This is a genomic window from Pectobacterium polaris (genome assembly GCF_002307355.1).
GTDB classification, from domain to species: Bacteria; Pseudomonadota; Gammaproteobacteria; order Enterobacterales; family Enterobacteriaceae; genus Pectobacterium; species Pectobacterium polare.
Genome location: NZ_CP017481.1, coordinates 4,778,048 through 4,793,724, shown reverse-complemented (window position 1 = coordinate 4,793,724; position 15,677 = coordinate 4,778,048). Strand labels below are relative to the sequence as shown.

Below are 15,677 nucleotides of genomic sequence, written 5' to 3'. Positions count from 1 at the left end.
ATCTCCCCCAAACCACTCAACCCATTACGCCAACATCCCCTAGTTTTACCCAAGTCTCTCTCCCGTCAGGTAACGCCTTAATCGCTAGCGACAGATTCGTTTTCCCGTTCTGTTATGCCTGCTCTCTTCAGAATCTGTTCTCCACTACCCACTGATCCTATCTGCACTGCCGCCGCTGCTAGCAGCAGATCCATCGTCACTTATCCTCGTTTTTAATAATTACTTTCTTAATTCTTATTATGCTAATTTATGTTCTAAATTATTGTTAGCGAAATAAATAAAAAAACTGAATATGTCATTCAGTTTTTTTATTGTATTCGCGTAAGGGTTTTATTCTATTGTTTCTACGCCACTGCTATGCAGTTTATTCATTTTTTAAAATTAATGTAAAGTAATAAGGTTGTTTTGTATATGATGAATAATGAATTAGTTTCATCGCTAATATTAAGTGAGTTAATTCAATATCGGCGTAGATTTACCCAATCGACGAAATCAATTAGTGAAGAAGAGTCTCAGGTGACTCAGGTTCAATTACCCAGAATTCGTGCTTTTGTTGAAAAAGGTCACCGTATTGAACTTATTCTGCCTGCGTTTCCAGTTAAATCTCCGAACCCCTATAAAGTGCTGGGTAGAGTGCCGGATATGGCGGAACGGTTGTCCTTGATCTTCCTGAATTCGTTATGTCAGCGTATTCAGCTTTATTACCCAGCAGGTGCACACATCCGTATTTGCTCGGATGGACATGTATTTGGTGACCTGATTGGGACCAGCGACGAAACGATTAACACCTATCAGGATGAGATTGAAAATTTGCTGCATGAGTTGGGTGCTGTTCATCTCAGCGTCTTTAATCTTAAGGATGTAGAGAATATGGCAGCACTCACTGCTGACTATGATCATCTTCGTCGGCGGCTGGTTGAGGATTACGCCGAGTCAGAAGAGGAGATCAAGGCGCAGCTCATGCAGAGCGAAGAAGGCTTGCAGCTTTATCGTTCAATAACCCGCTTTCTCTATGAGGATAGCCTGCGGCCTGACTATACCGGCTCTAATGCGGCGTTACAGAAGGATGCCAAAAAACGCGCGTGTAGCGTGATCCAACGCAGCTGGGCGTGGGGCAATCTGCTTGCTGAACAATTTCCAGACGCCATCCGATTGTCTATTCACCCTCAGCCTTCGGACAGCCTGAAACTGGGTATTCATATGATGCCCACGAAGGACGACTGGTTGACGCCCTGGCATGGTGTTGCTGCCAATGTTAATGGGCAGTTTGTGCTCATGAAGAATATGGATGCACAGCAGTTGGACGGTGAGGTTGTGGAGATCCGCGGTACGCCTAGCCATTACTTAGTTAAACAGCCTGATATGGCATAAGCGTACTGTCCTCGTCTTATCGTTCACTGAGACACGCTCGCTATTTGGTTGAGCAGGGGAACGATGTCACGCTGTTTAGCGGCGCATTGTTCCGTGAGCAGGCGGAGGCCGATGGAGTAGGGTTATCCTTGTGTCACTGGAATGATTTTATGTCGCAGTTTCATCGTAGTAACGTGCTGAAATCCGCCACGCGTTATGGGGTGAAACCGTGCCCCATAATGCTATTGCGAATTGTGTTTTTAAAATAGAATACGCGCACGGATGTTCTATCGCAGGGTTGCAGTAAATGAAACTATTTTTGGCCGTGATTTTTTCAGTATCGATGATTCCCCAGACCGGTTTTGCGGCAACAAAAACGGATGCGCTGACGGTGCTGAAGCATTTGGATGTGACTACTTTCCTCAGTTCTTTTGGACCGAAACATTTCCCTAAGGGGACGCTGCTGAAAGATACTGGTGATTATGTGTTTAGCCAGGAAAAAGACTGGGCAGGAGCAACAGACACAGATGGCAGTTGGACGTATTCACTGCGTATTATCTCGGAAAATGAAAAGGAGATCATTGCCTGTTTCGTGGATGATGCCCAGATTGGGAGTTACTTTTCGACAAGTCCTTTCCTGATAAAGAAAACGAAAAATACTCAGGCGTATTCAGTGATCGAGCTTGAACACGACGTAGAAGGATGTGAACTTTATCCCAAGGATCAATAATCCTGATTGATATCGGTAAACGAACGACGTTATCCGGACGTTGCTAAAAATAAGGAGCCGCTATAAGCCGCTCCTTTGTTGTTTCTATTCTTGCTGTTTTACAGCGCTTTATCGGTCAACAAGTCGACCTTGCTGGCTGTTGAGACACGCTCAAGGTACGCGTGAACGTTAGGGCCAAACTGTACGCCCTTCACGATCGTGAGCGACAGTAAGATCGGGAACAGAATAAAGTCGGTGGTGGAAATGGTGCTGACGTTTGCCAGACGCGGCTCCAGCACCTCGAGTTTCTGCTCCACTTCCGCAATCAGTTCCGGCGTTTTCGCGAGCAGTGCATCCAGATCGCCGAAGGCTTTTTCTTCGCGCAGGATGTAAGCATGACGCGCCTCTGGCGTGGAAAGCTCTTTGAAATCGGCTTTCGTAAAACGGGGAACCGCAAGGTTAAACACCGCACTGGAAACGGACTTACACCAGGCTTCAATCTCAGCATCAACCGGTTTGTCGGCGATTAACGGCGCTTGCTTGCTGTCGACATAGTGGACGATATCCATGCTTTCCGGCATGAAGCTGCCATCTTCTTTCTGCAGGATCGGCACCACTTTGCGACCCACCATACGCGTTGGCGTGTCGATGTCGCCTTCCATAATGACGGATTGCTCAACAGGCAGATCTTTCAGACCAAAAATCATTCTGGCTCTGACGCAGAATGGGCAGTGTTCGTAAATGAAAAGTTTCATGCATCGCCTCGTAAGATTTTGAAAAAGGCGGCAAAAGTTTGCCAGCCCTGACATGACAAGTCATGCCATCAGAGTAATACCTGATGCGGTCGGCGGTAAAGAGAATGTGCCTGAAGATGGCGATGGCAGGGGAAGGAAGGGCGCGGTGTGAATCGCGTGACCCGTACCAGATTACTGTATGATGCAGTGAAACCCCTTTGCGGAAGAGAAACATGGATCGCCTGAGCGCGCTGGAAACATTTATCTGCGTTTTTGAAACGGGGTCGTTTTCCGCAGCGTCTCGCAGGCTCGGTATTGGGCAGCCTGCGGTGTCCAAAGCGATCATGCAGCTTGAAAATCAGTTGGCAACGCCGCTGCTGCTCCGCTCTACCCGAGGGCTGACGCCGACAGAAGCCGGGCAAAATTTTTATGAGCAAATCGCCCCGGCGTTAAAGGTACTGGGGGATGCTCAAGAGCATGTGGTTAGCGGAAGCGCTGCGCTGTCTGGGCGGCTACGCATCAGTGCACCCGTGACGTTTGCCAGACAGCTCATCATACCGCGGCTCCATGAATTCATGGCCGAGCATCCCCAACTAAATATTGATGTCATTCTGGACGATCGCCCGATCGATCTGATTGCGGAAGGCATTGATGTGGCACTGCGTTTGGGCGACATGAAGGATTCAAGCCTGATTGCCCAGCGCTTAGCATCGTGTTCCATGCGCCTGCTGGCGACCCCTGACTATTTTGCGCGTCATGGTGTGCCAGCTTCTCCTGACGTTCTGGTTGCGTATCCTGCCGTCATCTATTTGCAGGGAGAGAGAACCGATCGCTGGATTTTTTCTCAGGGTGGAACACAGACCACAGTATTCCCCAATGGGCGTATCCGTGTTTCTGCGGCGGAAGGCGTGCGTGCAGCGGTGCTATCTGGTGTAGGACTGATTGTGGCGTCGGAATGGATGTTTGCACCAGAGCTTGAAAGCGGGCAAGTCGTCACCGCGCTGGATTCATGGTCGCTGGGTAAAATGGATCTGTGGGCTGTCTACCCTGGAGGTCGCATGACATCAGCACGCGCCAGAATTTTTACCGATTTCGTCCAGCGTCTTTTCTCCTAATATATTCCTCTTTGGAATAGCTGATATCCATTTTACCTCTCTAGTGGGAATGAGTGCGACGTCTTATGCTCTGCTCATCACCTGCCGACTTCCGGCAGGAAACACACAGACAGGTATGATGATGAGCACATTATCCAGCGAAGCCGATATCAGAACGCAGCAGGCTCCCGGCAACGTATTGATTTTCTCAATGGCGGCAGCCAGTGGTATTTCTGTTGCCAATATCTATTACAACCAACCGATGCTGGGCGTGATCGGCGAAAGCTTTACGTCGAACGGGGCAATCTCGCTGATTCCAACCGTGACGCAACTGGGCTATGCCTTGGGGCTACTACTGCTGGTTCCGCTCGGCGATAAGTTTGACCGCCGTCGGCTGATCGTGTGGCAATTTTTGATGTTGGCACTGGCTTCTGCATTTGCGGCCTTGTCGACATCGGCTGTCGCGTTATTAGGTGCGTCGCTGCTCATCGGTTTTGGGGCGACCGCCGCACAGCAGATTGTTCCGGCTGCGGCGGCACTTGCCGATGCGAAACAGCGCGGCGCGATTGTCGGAACGGTGATGAGCGGACTATTAAGCGGCATTCTGCTTAGCCGTACGATTGCGGGACTAGTGGCGGAAAGTGCGGGCTGGCGGGCGATGTTCTGGCTGAGCGTGCCGCTGGCGTTAGCGGGCGCGTGGGCAATGGGAAGAATGTTACTGGCTTCACCATCGAATCAAACCGTTCGTTACCGTGAGCTGATGCGTTCGCTGGTAACGCTGTGGCAGGATGAACGCGCATTGCGTAAGGCCACGCTAATTCAGGCGCTGCTGTTTGCATCGTTCAGCGCGTTCTGGAGTGTGCTTGCGCTGTATCTGGAAAGCGGACGTTTTCAAATGGGCGCCGCCGCCGCGGGCCTGTTCGGCGTGATTGGCGTCGCGGGGATTTTTGCGGCTCCGCTGGCGGGAAGGCTGGCCGATAGCGTCGGCAGTCGCCCAGTTGTGATTGCTGGTGCGCTGCTGACACTGCTCTCATGGGCAATATTCATCGGTTTCGATTCCATTATTGGCCTGATTATCGGTGTTGTCCTGCTCGATCTCGGCGTACAAAGTGCGTTAATTGCCAATCAACATGTGATTTACGGGCTCGGTGAAGCGGTCAGAGGCCGGATCAATACCGTATTCATGGGCGGTATGTTTCTGGGGGGCGCCGCTGGCTCCTCAGTTGCGATGGTCGCATGGCATCAGGGAGGATGGTTGATGGTCGGAGGGCTAGCCAGCGTTCTGACAATCATGGCGCTGCTGGTTGCGCTGATGAAAACCCAAAAAGCGTCATTGTGAACGGGGGAAAACAGGCTGAAATAGCCAGCCAGGGTGGCTGGGAAGTATTACCAATGTTGTTTTACAACCGGTAGATTAACCTTACTTGCTGATGACAATACTATACATTTGGCTTGCTATAGTCCTTCCATCCCTTGTCAGTACCTCACATCTCTGTGAGTGTTGTGTTAGTTAACCATCCCTGTCATTAGAATGACCTTGGCCCGCCTTGTGCGGGTTTTTTTTTGCCTGCTTTCTCGCTCGCGAGATTCGTGTTGAGCGTGTCTATTCCGTGTCGTGACTAACTGAATGATCGGAAGCGACTTTGATAACGACTCGGTTTCTGCCTTCATGCTTGGCCTGATAGAGGGCGTCGTCCGCGATTTTCAAGACGCTATCGATCTGCTCCATTCCCGGAATAAAACAGGTGACGCCGAGTGAAATCGTGATGTTCTCAGGAATTGGCAGCGGCATTTTTTCCACTTTTTTACGCAGCCGTTCGGCAATATCAGCGGCCTGCGTCATGTCCGTATCGGGCAGAAGTGCGAGGAATTCCTCTCCGCCAGTGCGGCAAATCAGATCGGATTCACGCGAGCCCTGTTTTATATTTTTCGCCAACAGCCTGATGACGTCATCGCCGATATTGTGTCCGTAGGTATCATTCACGCGTTTGAAATGGTCGATATCAATTACGATGGCGGCAACCTGATTACTCTTCGACAGAATGAGTTCAATGTTTTCATAGATACCACGGCGATTGAGTAATCCGGTGAGTGGATCGGTGTGGGCCTGCAAACTCAGTTTGCCAATCCGCTTGTGCAGCAGCAGGGTACCGAAAAGAATGACGCGTTTTAGCTGCTCAACCTCAAAATACCAGGAGGGGACTTTCTTGATTTTTTCAATCACGCCGGACTCCTCCATTTTACTGGCAGAAACCGCCAGCAAGCGCAGAGGGTTGGCGATATAGAAGGCGAGTAGGGTGAGCGCGATAAGCGTTAATGCCATTACCGGGGCACCTTCGTATACAACGGAACGCATCACGCTGCTGAGCAAATCGATAACGGTTTGAGAAGGGTGCAAAGTAATGATGATCCAGCCGGATGAATTGACCGTATCAAAACCCGCCAAAGACGGCGTACCTTTCATATCGGGCATCGCGGCGGTGCCACTCTTCTTGTTATGAAGCGCGTTTTTAATTCTCTCGTCGCTGACGGGCTTGCCGACCCACTGCTTATCCTGATGATAGAGAACAATCCCACTTTTATCGATCACGTAAACGCTGGAGTAATCGTTATAGAAATGGGTGTTCATGAATTCGTTTAAGACGCTTTGATTTTTTAAATAAATGGTTCCGCCGATGTAACCGAGATAATTTCCCTGTTTGTCTTTTATCGGGGAGGAAACCAGCACGATCAAATTTCCCGTAACAGAAATATAAGGCTGGCTGATTAACGGTTTTTGTTCCACGAGCGCCAGTTTGCTGGCATCAGAGGTCAGAGTGCTTCCTTTCAGGTTCAGCGAGGTTGGGTAAACCGCATGTATCTGATTCTGGGTATCCGCAACGAAAATAGAGTTAAAACTCTGGCTCATGCGGTATGTCTGCTCACTTTTTTCCAGTAGCGTCGCATCGTCATTAAAACTGTCCGCTATCGACATCGCGCTGTAAGCCAGCTCCTGCAGTGACGAAGATAAAAAACTTTCTGTGGTCGCCGCTAACTTGGAAGAATAGTTAAGGTTTGAACTCAGTATCTGATCGGTAATGAGCTTTTTTTGTACATTATAAACAGCAACATAGGCATTGGTCAGCGTGATGATCATGCTGATAATCGCGAGAGATAAAATGAGTGAACGCAAATTGATTGGGAATCGTTTTTTTATTTTCATTGTTGGCCGCACCTATTTTCCGCTAGGTAAGCAAAGTAACGCTTTCTTTTTGTTATGTAACACGGGCAGGGGTATCGCTTGCGACCAATGAATAAACCCGCCATTCAAAGTTATAGACGCTAATTGGGCTATCTGGCAACGTATTGATATCTCTCTAGCATCTTCAACTTAATGCAGGGTATGTACGATCTCCAGCGTACCGTTAATGATGAACTGCACGCCCATGCAAACCAGCAGAAATCCCATCAGCCGTGAAATGGCTTCAATGCCACTTTTCCCGATCAGACGCATAATCAGGCCAGAGCTTTTCAGACTGAGCCAGACGATCAGGCTGATCAACATAAACGTGAGTACGGGGGCTACGGTAATCACCCATGGCGTGATATCGACACCGCTCTTGATTTGTGAGGCAGAACTAATGATGAGAGCAATGGTTCCTGGCCCCGCGGTGCTGGGCATCGCTAGCGGCACGAAAGCGATATTGACTTCATTGGCGGAGAAACTGTCGTTGATTTCTTCTTTTTTGCTTTTGACTTCAGGTGCATGTTCTGGCTTTTGCTGAGGAAAAAGCATGCGAAAACCGATAAATGCCACGATGAGCCCGCCGGCAATACGCAATCCGGGAATGGAAATTCCGAAGGTATTCATTACGACCTGACCCGCGTAGTACGCGACGGTCATAATGATGAAGACGTAGAGTGAAGCTTGAAAGATCTGACGATTTCGTTCCCCTTGGCTCATGTTGCCGGACATCGCCAAAAATACCGCTACCGTTGTCAGTGGGTTCGCGAGTGGTAGGATTAACACCAGACCAAGACCAATGGTTTGAATCAATTCCAGCATTCTACGTTCCTTTTATTGGGGCACTTTCGTCAGTTCAGGAAAACGGTCAAGGATGACCTGTCGCTATGATGTCTGGCGCGGCTTAGGCCAGTTCATCCTCCGCTAATTTTTTAAAACGATAGAGCGTTTTTGTCAGCATATCGCGAGAAAACATATCAAACATTTGGCCGATCTTTTTCCCGATCAAGCCCCCCGGTGGGTTGTAGCGAATGGTCAACGTTACGGTTGTACCCGCTTCCGATGTGGCAGGTTGAAAAGAAAGCCGGCCTTCATTCGGAACCCGTGCCCCTTCCAGCGAACGCCAGTGGATATACTCCCCCGGTTTTTCGTCAATAATACGAGCCTGCCACTCAATGAGCGCGCCAATCGGCGTGTTAATCCGCCAGTTAGAGTCGGTATAGTTCAGTATCTCAATACTGGCGAAATGACCCATCAGGATTGGCAACGTTTCCGGTTTTCGCCAGAGATCAAACAAGCGCTCTGCCGGACGATTGATCGTGATGCTACTGCTGATTTCATTGGCATAACTGCCGTTTTTCGCTGCGGTTCTTCTTAAGAAAGAGGGAAACACCCGTCATCCTCCCTAATGGATTATTACCCCTTTATGGGCATATTCACGCCATTCTGACCGATCTCGACCAATGAAGCAAAGCGGAGACGGTGGTGATAGTGATGGTGCAGGCTATCACAGCAATCGTCAGAATTTTTACACGCCTAATGTTGCGTTAATGTTGGTTCGGTACTGTAAGTATCAGACAGCAGCTGAATGAAGTGCCGCAAAACACCAGGGTTTCTACATAACGATAATAGCAGTACCCCGCCCACTATTTTTAGTGGGCTTTTTTTTATTTATCTTTCCCTGTCTAGATATTTTATTTTCATGTGAATTGATATTTATCAATTTATCGCTAATGGGTTTCTACCTATTAAGGTGTAAAAGATGTTTATCCCTATATTCTGGCTTGTAAATAGCACATTGATTGTGAGGTGATTATACTTTATAAATATGTCGTGATACGTTTATAGCTAGCGTTTATGCTAGTAGGAATAAATATGAGTAACCCATTTGTTGCTAAGTGGAGCCGTAATGGCAACCTGCTTTGTCACGGCCACTGGTTAATATCTTATAAAGAAAAAGACTTCGCGCTGCCGGAAAAATATAAAGAGAATCATATGGGAACGATGGGGATCTACTCTATCATCGATCCTGATGATGAAACGTACCGGGACGGGTTAGATGAGGATGATTGGATTCTGGAAAATATCGACTGGCTGGCCGATAGCTTTGAAGAAAATAATGTCCCTATCGAAGAATGTTATTTTAGATATTTCTTTCAGGCTATAAATAAGCAGGACTGGCGATGCACCAGCTGCGCTGGCTGTATGTAAATTGCGCCATCATTATTAATTACTCCTATTCCCTCTGTATTCCCGCCGACCGACAATCTATTAGGGCAGTGCTATATTCTCTCTGACTATTCGGCGGCGTTTTATTCGGTCTTCTTCGATTTTCATCCCTCTTTCATCTTCTTTGCTAGGCGCTTCGCATACCGTCCAGCAAGACGTCTTTTTCGGGGAAAAGTGTTACCCTGACCCAACAATCCTTGATTAAGATGAGGCGGCAATGACGGAAGCTGACATTCTGCGGTTAAGTGCTTTGGTGGGCGAAAAACTGAAGGTGCGTGGTGCCAGGTTGACATGTGCAGAGTCCTGCACCGGAGGCTGGCTGGCTAAGTCTATTACCGATATCGCGGGTAGTTCTGGGTGGTTTGACTACGGCTTTGTGACATATAGCAATCTGGCCAAGCAGCGTCTGGTGAATGTGAACGCAGAGACACTGGAACAGCATGGTGCGGTGAGTGAAGCCGTCGTCAATGAGATGGCAGCAGGGGCTTTGCAGGCCGCTGATGCAGATTTTGCTATATCGGTAAGCGGCGTCGCTGGGCCAGACGGGGGAACCGAAGAGAAGCCTGTCGGCACGGTGTGGTTTGGCTTCACAGACAAACAGGGTGGGGCATTCGCCCGGACAGTGCGGTTCAGCGGAGACAGAAACGCGGTGCGTTTGCAATCGGTCCATTTTGCACTGCAAACGTTGCTCGACACGTTTCTGAAAAAATAACCTTGATGCTGTATGTGTATACAGTATAATGTCAGTGATTATTCGGCAATTCATGATTAAGCAGCCGCGTAGAGACAGCAGCTTTACGCCGCATGACAGGAGCAGAAATGGCTATTGATGAGAACAAACAAAAGGCACTTGCGGCAGCACTGGGTCAAATCGAAAAGCAATTTGGTAAAGGTTCTATCATGCGGTTGGGCGAAGATCGCTCAATGGATGTTGAAACCATTTCTACAGGCTCTTTGTCCCTGGATATCGCGCTGGGTGCTGGTGGCTTGCCGATGGGGCGTATCGTTGAGATTTATGGCCCAGAATCTTCCGGTAAAACAACGCTGACCTTACAGGTTATTGCTGCCGCTCAGCGTGAAGGCAAAACGTGTGCGTTTATCGATGCTGAGCATGCACTGGACCCGATTTATGCGAAAAAACTTGGCGTAGATATCGATAACCTGCTGTGTTCTCAGCCGGATACCGGTGAGCAAGCGTTGGAGATCTGTGATGCACTCACGCGCTCTGGCGCTGTTGACGTTATCATCGTCGACTCCGTTGCGGCATTGACGCCGAAAGCCGAAATTGAAGGTGAAATCGGCGACTCTCACATGGGGCTGGCTGCACGTATGATGAGCCAGGCTATGCGTAAACTGGCGGGTAACCTGAAGCAAGCCAATACGCTGCTGATCTTCATTAACCAGATTCGTATGAAAATCGGTGTGATGTTCGGTAACCCTGAAACCACCACTGGTGGTAACGCACTGAAGTTTTACGCCTCCGTTCGTCTGGATATTCGTCGTACTGGCGCAATCAAGGAAGGCGAAGAAGTTGTCGGCAGCGAAACCCGCGTGAAAGTCGTGAAGAATAAAGTGGCAGCGCCGTTCAAACAGGCTGAATTCCAAATCCTGTACGGTGAAGGCATCAATATCCACGGTGAGCTGGTTGATCTGGGTGTGAAACACAAGCTGATCGAAAAAGCCGGTGCCTGGTATAGCTATAACGGCGACAAGATCGGCCAGGGTAAAGCGAATGCCTGTAATTTCCTGAAAGAGAACCCGACGATTGCTGCGGAACTGGATAAGAAATTGCGTGAAATGCTGCTACACAAAGGCAATGAACTGACGCCAGCCGCCGCTGGAAATAGCCGTGACGAAGATGAATTCGCTGGTGAAGGTAACGAAGAGTTTTAATGGTGGCTGAATTATCGCCGACAGAGCACTTCAGCGGGTAGATGGATGAATAAACCATTACGCTATGCGATGAATGTGCTTTCTGTTCGCGATTATAGTGAAACCGAAATACGCCGCAAATGTGCGGCGTATTTATATAAGTCAGAAAGTGCAAAAGCAGAAGATGAAGCAGACGAAGCCACAGCCAGAGCTGCGGCAGAAGATGTGGAAGCGGCTATTGCGTACTGCAAAGAACATGGTTGGCTGGATGACGAGCGCTATGCTCGCCGCTATATCAGCAGCCGGAGCCGCAAAGGCTATGGTGCCCAGCGGATCAAAATGGAGCTAAGCCAGAAAGGAATCGATAAAACAACGTTAGCCACGGCATTAAACGAGAGTGATATCGATTGGTGTGCGCTGGCGAAATCGGTTGTGGAACGAAAATTCGGGCACCCTCTGTCCGATGAATGGAAAGACAAAATCAAACATCAGCGATATCTGCTCTATCGTGGCTTCTTTCATGAAGAAATCCAGTCAATTTATACGAATTTTTCAGATTGAACGCACACGGGATTTTACTTCCCATCGAAGAAAATTTATCTTATTCCCACTTTTTGTTCGTGAGTTGCTCGGTAACGTCAGCATGCTGGACTAACCTTGCCCGCGATCTGTTCTTCTAGCTTGATTCCAGGACAATTATGAGCAAGAGCACCGCTGAGATCCGTCAAGCGTTTCTCGATTTTTTCCACAGTAAGGGACACCAGGTTGTTGATAGCAGCTCTCTGGTGCCGAACAACGATCCGACATTGTTATTCACCAATGCGGGTATGAACCAGTTCAAAGATGTGTTCCTCGGTCTGGATAAACGTAGCTATGTCCGAGCGACAACCTCGCAGCGTTGCGTACGTGCCGGTGGTAAACATAATGACCTGGAAAACGTAGGTTATACCGCACGCCACCACACCTTCTTTGAAATGCTGGGTAACTTCAGCTTCGGTGACTACTTCAAGCATGATGCGATTCGCTATGCGTGGGAATTGCTGACGTCTCCTCAGTGGTTCAATCTGCCGAAAGAAAAACTGTGGGTAACGGTATACGCAACAGATGATGAAGCCTACGACATTTGGGCTGATGAAGTTGGCGTACCGCGCGAAAGAATTATTCGTATTGGTGATAACAAAGGCGGACCTTACGCCTCTGATAATTTCTGGCAGATGGGCGAAACGGGGCCGTGTGGTCCATGTACCGAGATTTTCTTCGATCACGGTGAGCACATCGCAGGTGGCCCGCCAGGAAGCCCTGATGAAGACGGCGATCGCTATATCGAAATCTGGAACCTGGTGTTCATGCAGTTCAACCGTCAGGTTGACGGCACAATGTTGCCACTGCCAAAACCTTCCGTTGATACCGGTATGGGGTTAGAACGCGTTTCTGCTGTCTTGCAGCACGTCAATTCAAACTATGACATTGATTTGTTCAAAACGCTGATTGAGGCGGTAGCGAAAGCCGTCGGAACGACGGATTTAACCAATAAATCGCTGCGTGTTATCGCCGACCATATCCGCTCTTGTGCGTTCCTGATTGCCGATGGCGTGATGCCATCTAATGAAAACCGTGGCTATGTTCTGCGCCGTATTATCCGCCGCGCTGCGCGCCACGGTAACATGCTGGGCGCTACGGATGCTTTCTTCTACAAACTGGTTGCACCGCTGATTGAAGTCATGGGGCCAGCCGCAGAAGAATTGAAAAAACAGCAGTCTGTGGTTGAGCAGGCGCTGAAGACGGAAGAAGAGCAGTTTGCCCGCACGCTGGAACGCGGCTTGTCTCTGCTGGACGAAGAAATTAAAAACCTGAAAGGGGATACTCTTGATGGTGAAACGGCCTTCCGCCTGTATGACACCTATGGTTTCCCTGTCGACCTCACTGCGGATGTGTGTCGCGAGCGCGGCCTGAAAGTCGATGAAGAAGGTTTTGAAGCTGCGATGACGGCTCAGCGCCAGCGCGCACGCGAAGCCAGCGGATTTGGCGTAGATTACAACAGCCTCATCCGTGTCGATGAAAACACACCGTTCTGCGGCTATGAAAAAACGCAGCAGCAAGCGAAGGTTATTGCGATTTATCACAATGGAAACGCGGTTGATCAGATTGCGGCAGGTGATGAAGCGGTTGTGATTCTGAACGAAACGCCATTCTATGGTGAATCCGGTGGTCAGGTTGGCGACCAGGGTGAACTGAAAAATGCGGGCGTCAGCTTTGCCGTTCAGGATACCCAGAAATACGGTCAGGCAATCGGCCACGTCGGTAAACTGACTCAGGGTACGCTGCGTGTTAACGACAGCGTTGATGCAAATGTTGATAGCCAACGCCGCGATCGCATTCGTCTGAACCACTCGGCGACGCACCTGCTGCATGCCGCGCTGCGTCAGGTTCTGGGCGATCACGTTGCACAGAAAGGCTCTCTGGTTAACGATAGCTATCTGCGTTTTGACTTCTCACATACGGAAGCGATGAAACCTGAGCAGATTCGTCAGGTTGAAGATATCGTTAACGCGCAAATCCGCCGTAACCTTACCGTGCAAACGGATGTCATGGCGCTGGATGATGCGAGAGCGAAGGGCGCAATGGCGCTGTTCGGCGAGAAGTACGACGACCATGTCCGTGTTCTGACGATGGGGGATTTCTCCATTGAACTGTGTGGCGGCACGCACGCAAGCCGTACCGGTGATATCGGCCTGTTCCAGATCATTTCTGAATCAGGCACTGCTGCCGGCGTGCGTCGTATTGAAGCGACCACGGGTGAGAATGCGCTGTCTGCGCTGCATCGCCAAAGTGATGTTTTGCAAGACATCGCGCAACTGCTGAAAGGGGATAGTCACAACCTGACGGATAAGGTACGCTCTGTTCTGGATCGTGCCCGTGCGTTGGAGAAAGAGCTTCAGCAGTTGAAGGCTCAGCAAGCAGCACAGGAAAGCTCGTCGCTGTCTGGAAAAGCAAAAGAGGTTAACGGTGTGAAGTTGCTGGTTACGCAACTGGACAACGTGGATCCTAAGCTGCTGCGCACGATGGTTGATGACCTGAAGAATCAGCTTGGATCTGCTGTTATCGTTCTTGGAACGGCGGCAGAAGGCCGGGTTAGCTTGATTTCTGGCGTAACGAAAGATCTGACTGACCGCGTAAAAGCCGGTGAACTGATTGGGTTTGTTGCCCAGCAGGTTGGCGGTAAAGGCGGTGGTCGCCCAGATATGGCTCAGGCTGGTGGTTCAGACGTGTCTGCACTGCCTGCTGCGCTGGCAAGCGTTGAATCTTGGGTTGCTGCTAGGCTGTAAAACGACAGATAACGTTTTATTCGCGTTATCCGACAAAACGCCATAACTTTCTGGTTGTGGCGTTTTTGTCTGCGGAAAAGGATCCGGCAAGCAGGATAGAAAGTGTGTTACCTTCAGATATTCTGAAGCTTTACATGCTCAGTCCTGTTGTTGTGATAACAAAAGCACAAGCTACTGATCTCGACTAAACTAACAAGTAGTGACAAACCGGAGTGTGATGGTGTGGTTATACCATCGTCTAGGTTTACGTTTTCACGGCACATGATGGATAATGGCGGGGAGACAGAGAGACCCGACTCTTTATAATCTTTCAAGGAGCAAAGAATGCTTATTTTGACTCGTCGAGTTGGCGAAACCCTCATGATCGGCGATGAGGTAACGGTTACCGTATTAGGAGTGAAAGGCAACCAGGTGCGTATTGGTGTTAATGCACCTAAAGAGGTTTCTGTCCACCGTGAAGAGATCTATCAGCGTATTCAGGCCGAAAAATCTCAACCAACGTCATATTGATTGACAATGCGTCTCGTGTTCGCGGGACGCAATTGTTATTTCCGGCTTTTCCCCCCACACATTTATCGATATATCCATTTTTACTGTGCGCTTCCTTTGGCAAGGTAACCGCCTGTTTTACTGTCGATAAAATAGACTTTTTGTTGTGAAAGTGCGCGTCTTGGATGCGAATTGTTCAAACGAACACAAGGTGGGAAAAATTGTTTGACTTATAAGTCTGGGAAAGTAATATGTGCGCCACGCAGTACCGGTGAGCACTAACAAGAAGTTCTTAGTAGCAAATCAGGTAATGTAAGGTGAGGTGGCCGAGAGGCTGAAGGCGCTCCCCTGCTAAGGGAGTATGCGGTCAAAAGCTGCATCGAGGGTTCGAATCCCTCCCTCACCGCCATTTAATATGCATCCGTAGCTCAGCTGGATAGAGTACTCGGCTACGAACCGAGCGGTCGGAGGTTCGAATCCTCCCGGATGCACCATTAAATACTGCCTTTGCAAGGCAAGTAGTAAGTGAAAGCAAGTTTTGTCGTAGATGAAGAATTATTAATGCATCCGTAGCTCAGCTGGATAGAGTACTCGGCTACGAACCGAGCGGTCGGAGGTTCGAATCCTCCCGGATGCACCATTCTTAAGTAT

At 49.3% G+C, this 15,677-nt stretch carries 14 protein-coding genes and 3 tRNA genes; 13 read left to right on the top strand and 4 right to left on the bottom strand.

What is annotated here, in order from left to right:
- Nucleotides 1–411 precede the first annotated feature (411 nt).
- A complete protein-coding gene (gene pvcA, locus BJJ97_RS21675) occupies nt 412–1,371 on the top strand; it encodes an L-tyrosine isonitrile synthase (protein WP_405083397.1) in 960 nt (319 codons plus the stop codon).
- Between the two features lie 286 nt (nt 1,372–1,657).
- On the top strand, nt 1,658–2,080 hold the full coding sequence (locus tag BJJ97_RS21670) for a bacteriocin immunity protein (protein WP_095995279.1): 423 nt from the start codon (nt 1,658–1,660) through the stop codon (nt 2,078–2,080).
- A 98-nt stretch (nt 2,081–2,178) separates the two neighbouring features.
- Here BJJ97_RS21670 and grxB read toward each other — a convergent pair whose 3' ends face one another.
- Complete coding sequence (grxB, locus tag BJJ97_RS21665; protein ID WP_095995278.1) at nt 2,179–2,814, bottom strand: glutaredoxin 2; 636 nt, start codon at nt 2,812–2,814, stop codon at nt 2,179–2,181.
- Between the two features lie 212 nt (nt 2,815–3,026).
- Between grxB and BJJ97_RS21660 the strand changes: the two genes are divergently transcribed.
- Nucleotides 3,027–3,908 (top strand): LysR family transcriptional regulator, encoded by an 882-nt coding sequence (locus tag BJJ97_RS21660; protein ID WP_095995277.1) that lies wholly within the window; start codon nt 3,027–3,029, stop codon nt 3,906–3,908.
- A 115-nt stretch (nt 3,909–4,023) separates the two neighbouring features.
- Nucleotides 4,024–5,226 (top strand): MFS transporter, encoded by a 1,203-nt coding sequence (locus BJJ97_RS21655; protein WP_095995276.1) that lies wholly within the window; start codon nt 4,024–4,026, stop codon nt 5,224–5,226.
- 264 nt (nt 5,227–5,490) lie between these two features.
- On the opposite strand, the gene BJJ97_RS21650 is transcribed toward BJJ97_RS21655, so the two are convergent.
- From BJJ97_RS21650 to BJJ97_RS21640, 3 genes are all read right to left on the bottom strand, one after another.
- Nucleotides 5,491–7,089 carry a sensor domain-containing diguanylate cyclase gene (locus BJJ97_RS21650; RefSeq protein ID WP_095995275.1) on the bottom strand — a complete coding sequence of 533 codons (1,599 nt, stop codon included), beginning with the start codon at nt 7,087–7,089 and terminating at the stop codon, nt 5,491–5,493.
- Nucleotides 7,090–7,257: 168 nt separating this feature from the next.
- The gene (locus BJJ97_RS21645) at nt 7,258–7,932 is read right to left on the bottom strand and encodes a MarC family NAAT transporter (RefSeq protein WP_039483901.1); all 675 of its coding nucleotides are present in this window, start codon (nt 7,930–7,932) and stop codon (nt 7,258–7,260) included.
- Nucleotides 7,933–8,014: 82 nt separating this feature from the next.
- Nucleotides 8,015–8,503, bottom strand: a complete 489-nt coding sequence (locus BJJ97_RS21640) for an SRPBCC family protein (RefSeq protein ID WP_039483902.1) — start codon at nt 8,501–8,503, stop codon at nt 8,015–8,017.
- Between the two features lie 482 nt (nt 8,504–8,985).
- Here BJJ97_RS21640 and BJJ97_RS21635 point away from each other — a divergent pair, with 482 nt between their 5' ends.
- The 9 genes from BJJ97_RS21635 to BJJ97_RS21590 all read left to right on the top strand — a co-directional run bounded on the left by BJJ97_RS21635 (nt 8,986) and on the right by BJJ97_RS21590 (nt 15,666).
- Nucleotides 8,986–9,321: a hypothetical protein gene (locus tag BJJ97_RS21635; protein WP_095995274.1), complete on the top strand. Its 336-nt coding sequence runs from the start codon at nt 8,986–8,988 to the stop codon at nt 9,319–9,321.
- Between the two features lie 235 nt (nt 9,322–9,556).
- On the top strand, nt 9,557–10,051 hold the full coding sequence (gene pncC / locus BJJ97_RS21630) for a nicotinamide-nucleotide amidase (RefSeq protein WP_095995273.1): 495 nt from the start codon (nt 9,557–9,559) through the stop codon (nt 10,049–10,051).
- Between the two features lie 107 nt (nt 10,052–10,158).
- Nucleotides 10,159–11,232: a recombinase RecA gene (gene recA, locus BJJ97_RS21625; RefSeq protein ID WP_095700331.1), complete on the top strand. Its 1,074-nt coding sequence runs from the start codon at nt 10,159–10,161 to the stop codon at nt 11,230–11,232.
- A gap of 45 nt (nt 11,233–11,277) precedes the next feature.
- Nucleotides 11,278–11,772: a recombination regulator RecX gene (recX, locus tag BJJ97_RS21620; RefSeq protein ID WP_095995272.1), complete on the top strand. Its 495-nt coding sequence runs from the start codon at nt 11,278–11,280 to the stop codon at nt 11,770–11,772.
- Between the two features lie 137 nt (nt 11,773–11,909).
- Entirely contained in the window at nt 11,910–14,537 is a 2,628-nt protein-coding gene (gene alaS, locus BJJ97_RS21615; RefSeq protein ID WP_095995271.1) for an alanine--tRNA ligase, read from the top strand.
- A 324-nt stretch (nt 14,538–14,861) separates the two neighbouring features.
- Complete coding sequence (gene csrA / locus BJJ97_RS21610; protein WP_005972168.1) at nt 14,862–15,047, top strand: carbon storage regulator CsrA; 186 nt, start codon at nt 14,862–14,864, stop codon at nt 15,045–15,047.
- Nucleotides 15,048–15,342: 295 nt separating this feature from the next.
- A tRNA-Ser gene (locus BJJ97_RS21600) sits at nt 15,343–15,435 on the top strand.
- A gap of 8 nt (nt 15,436–15,443) precedes the next feature.
- Nucleotides 15,444–15,520: transfer RNA gene (locus BJJ97_RS21595), tRNA-Arg, on the top strand.
- A gap of 69 nt (nt 15,521–15,589) precedes the next feature.
- A tRNA-Arg gene (locus BJJ97_RS21590) sits at nt 15,590–15,666 on the top strand.
- Nucleotides 15,667–15,677: the final 11 nt, after the last annotated feature.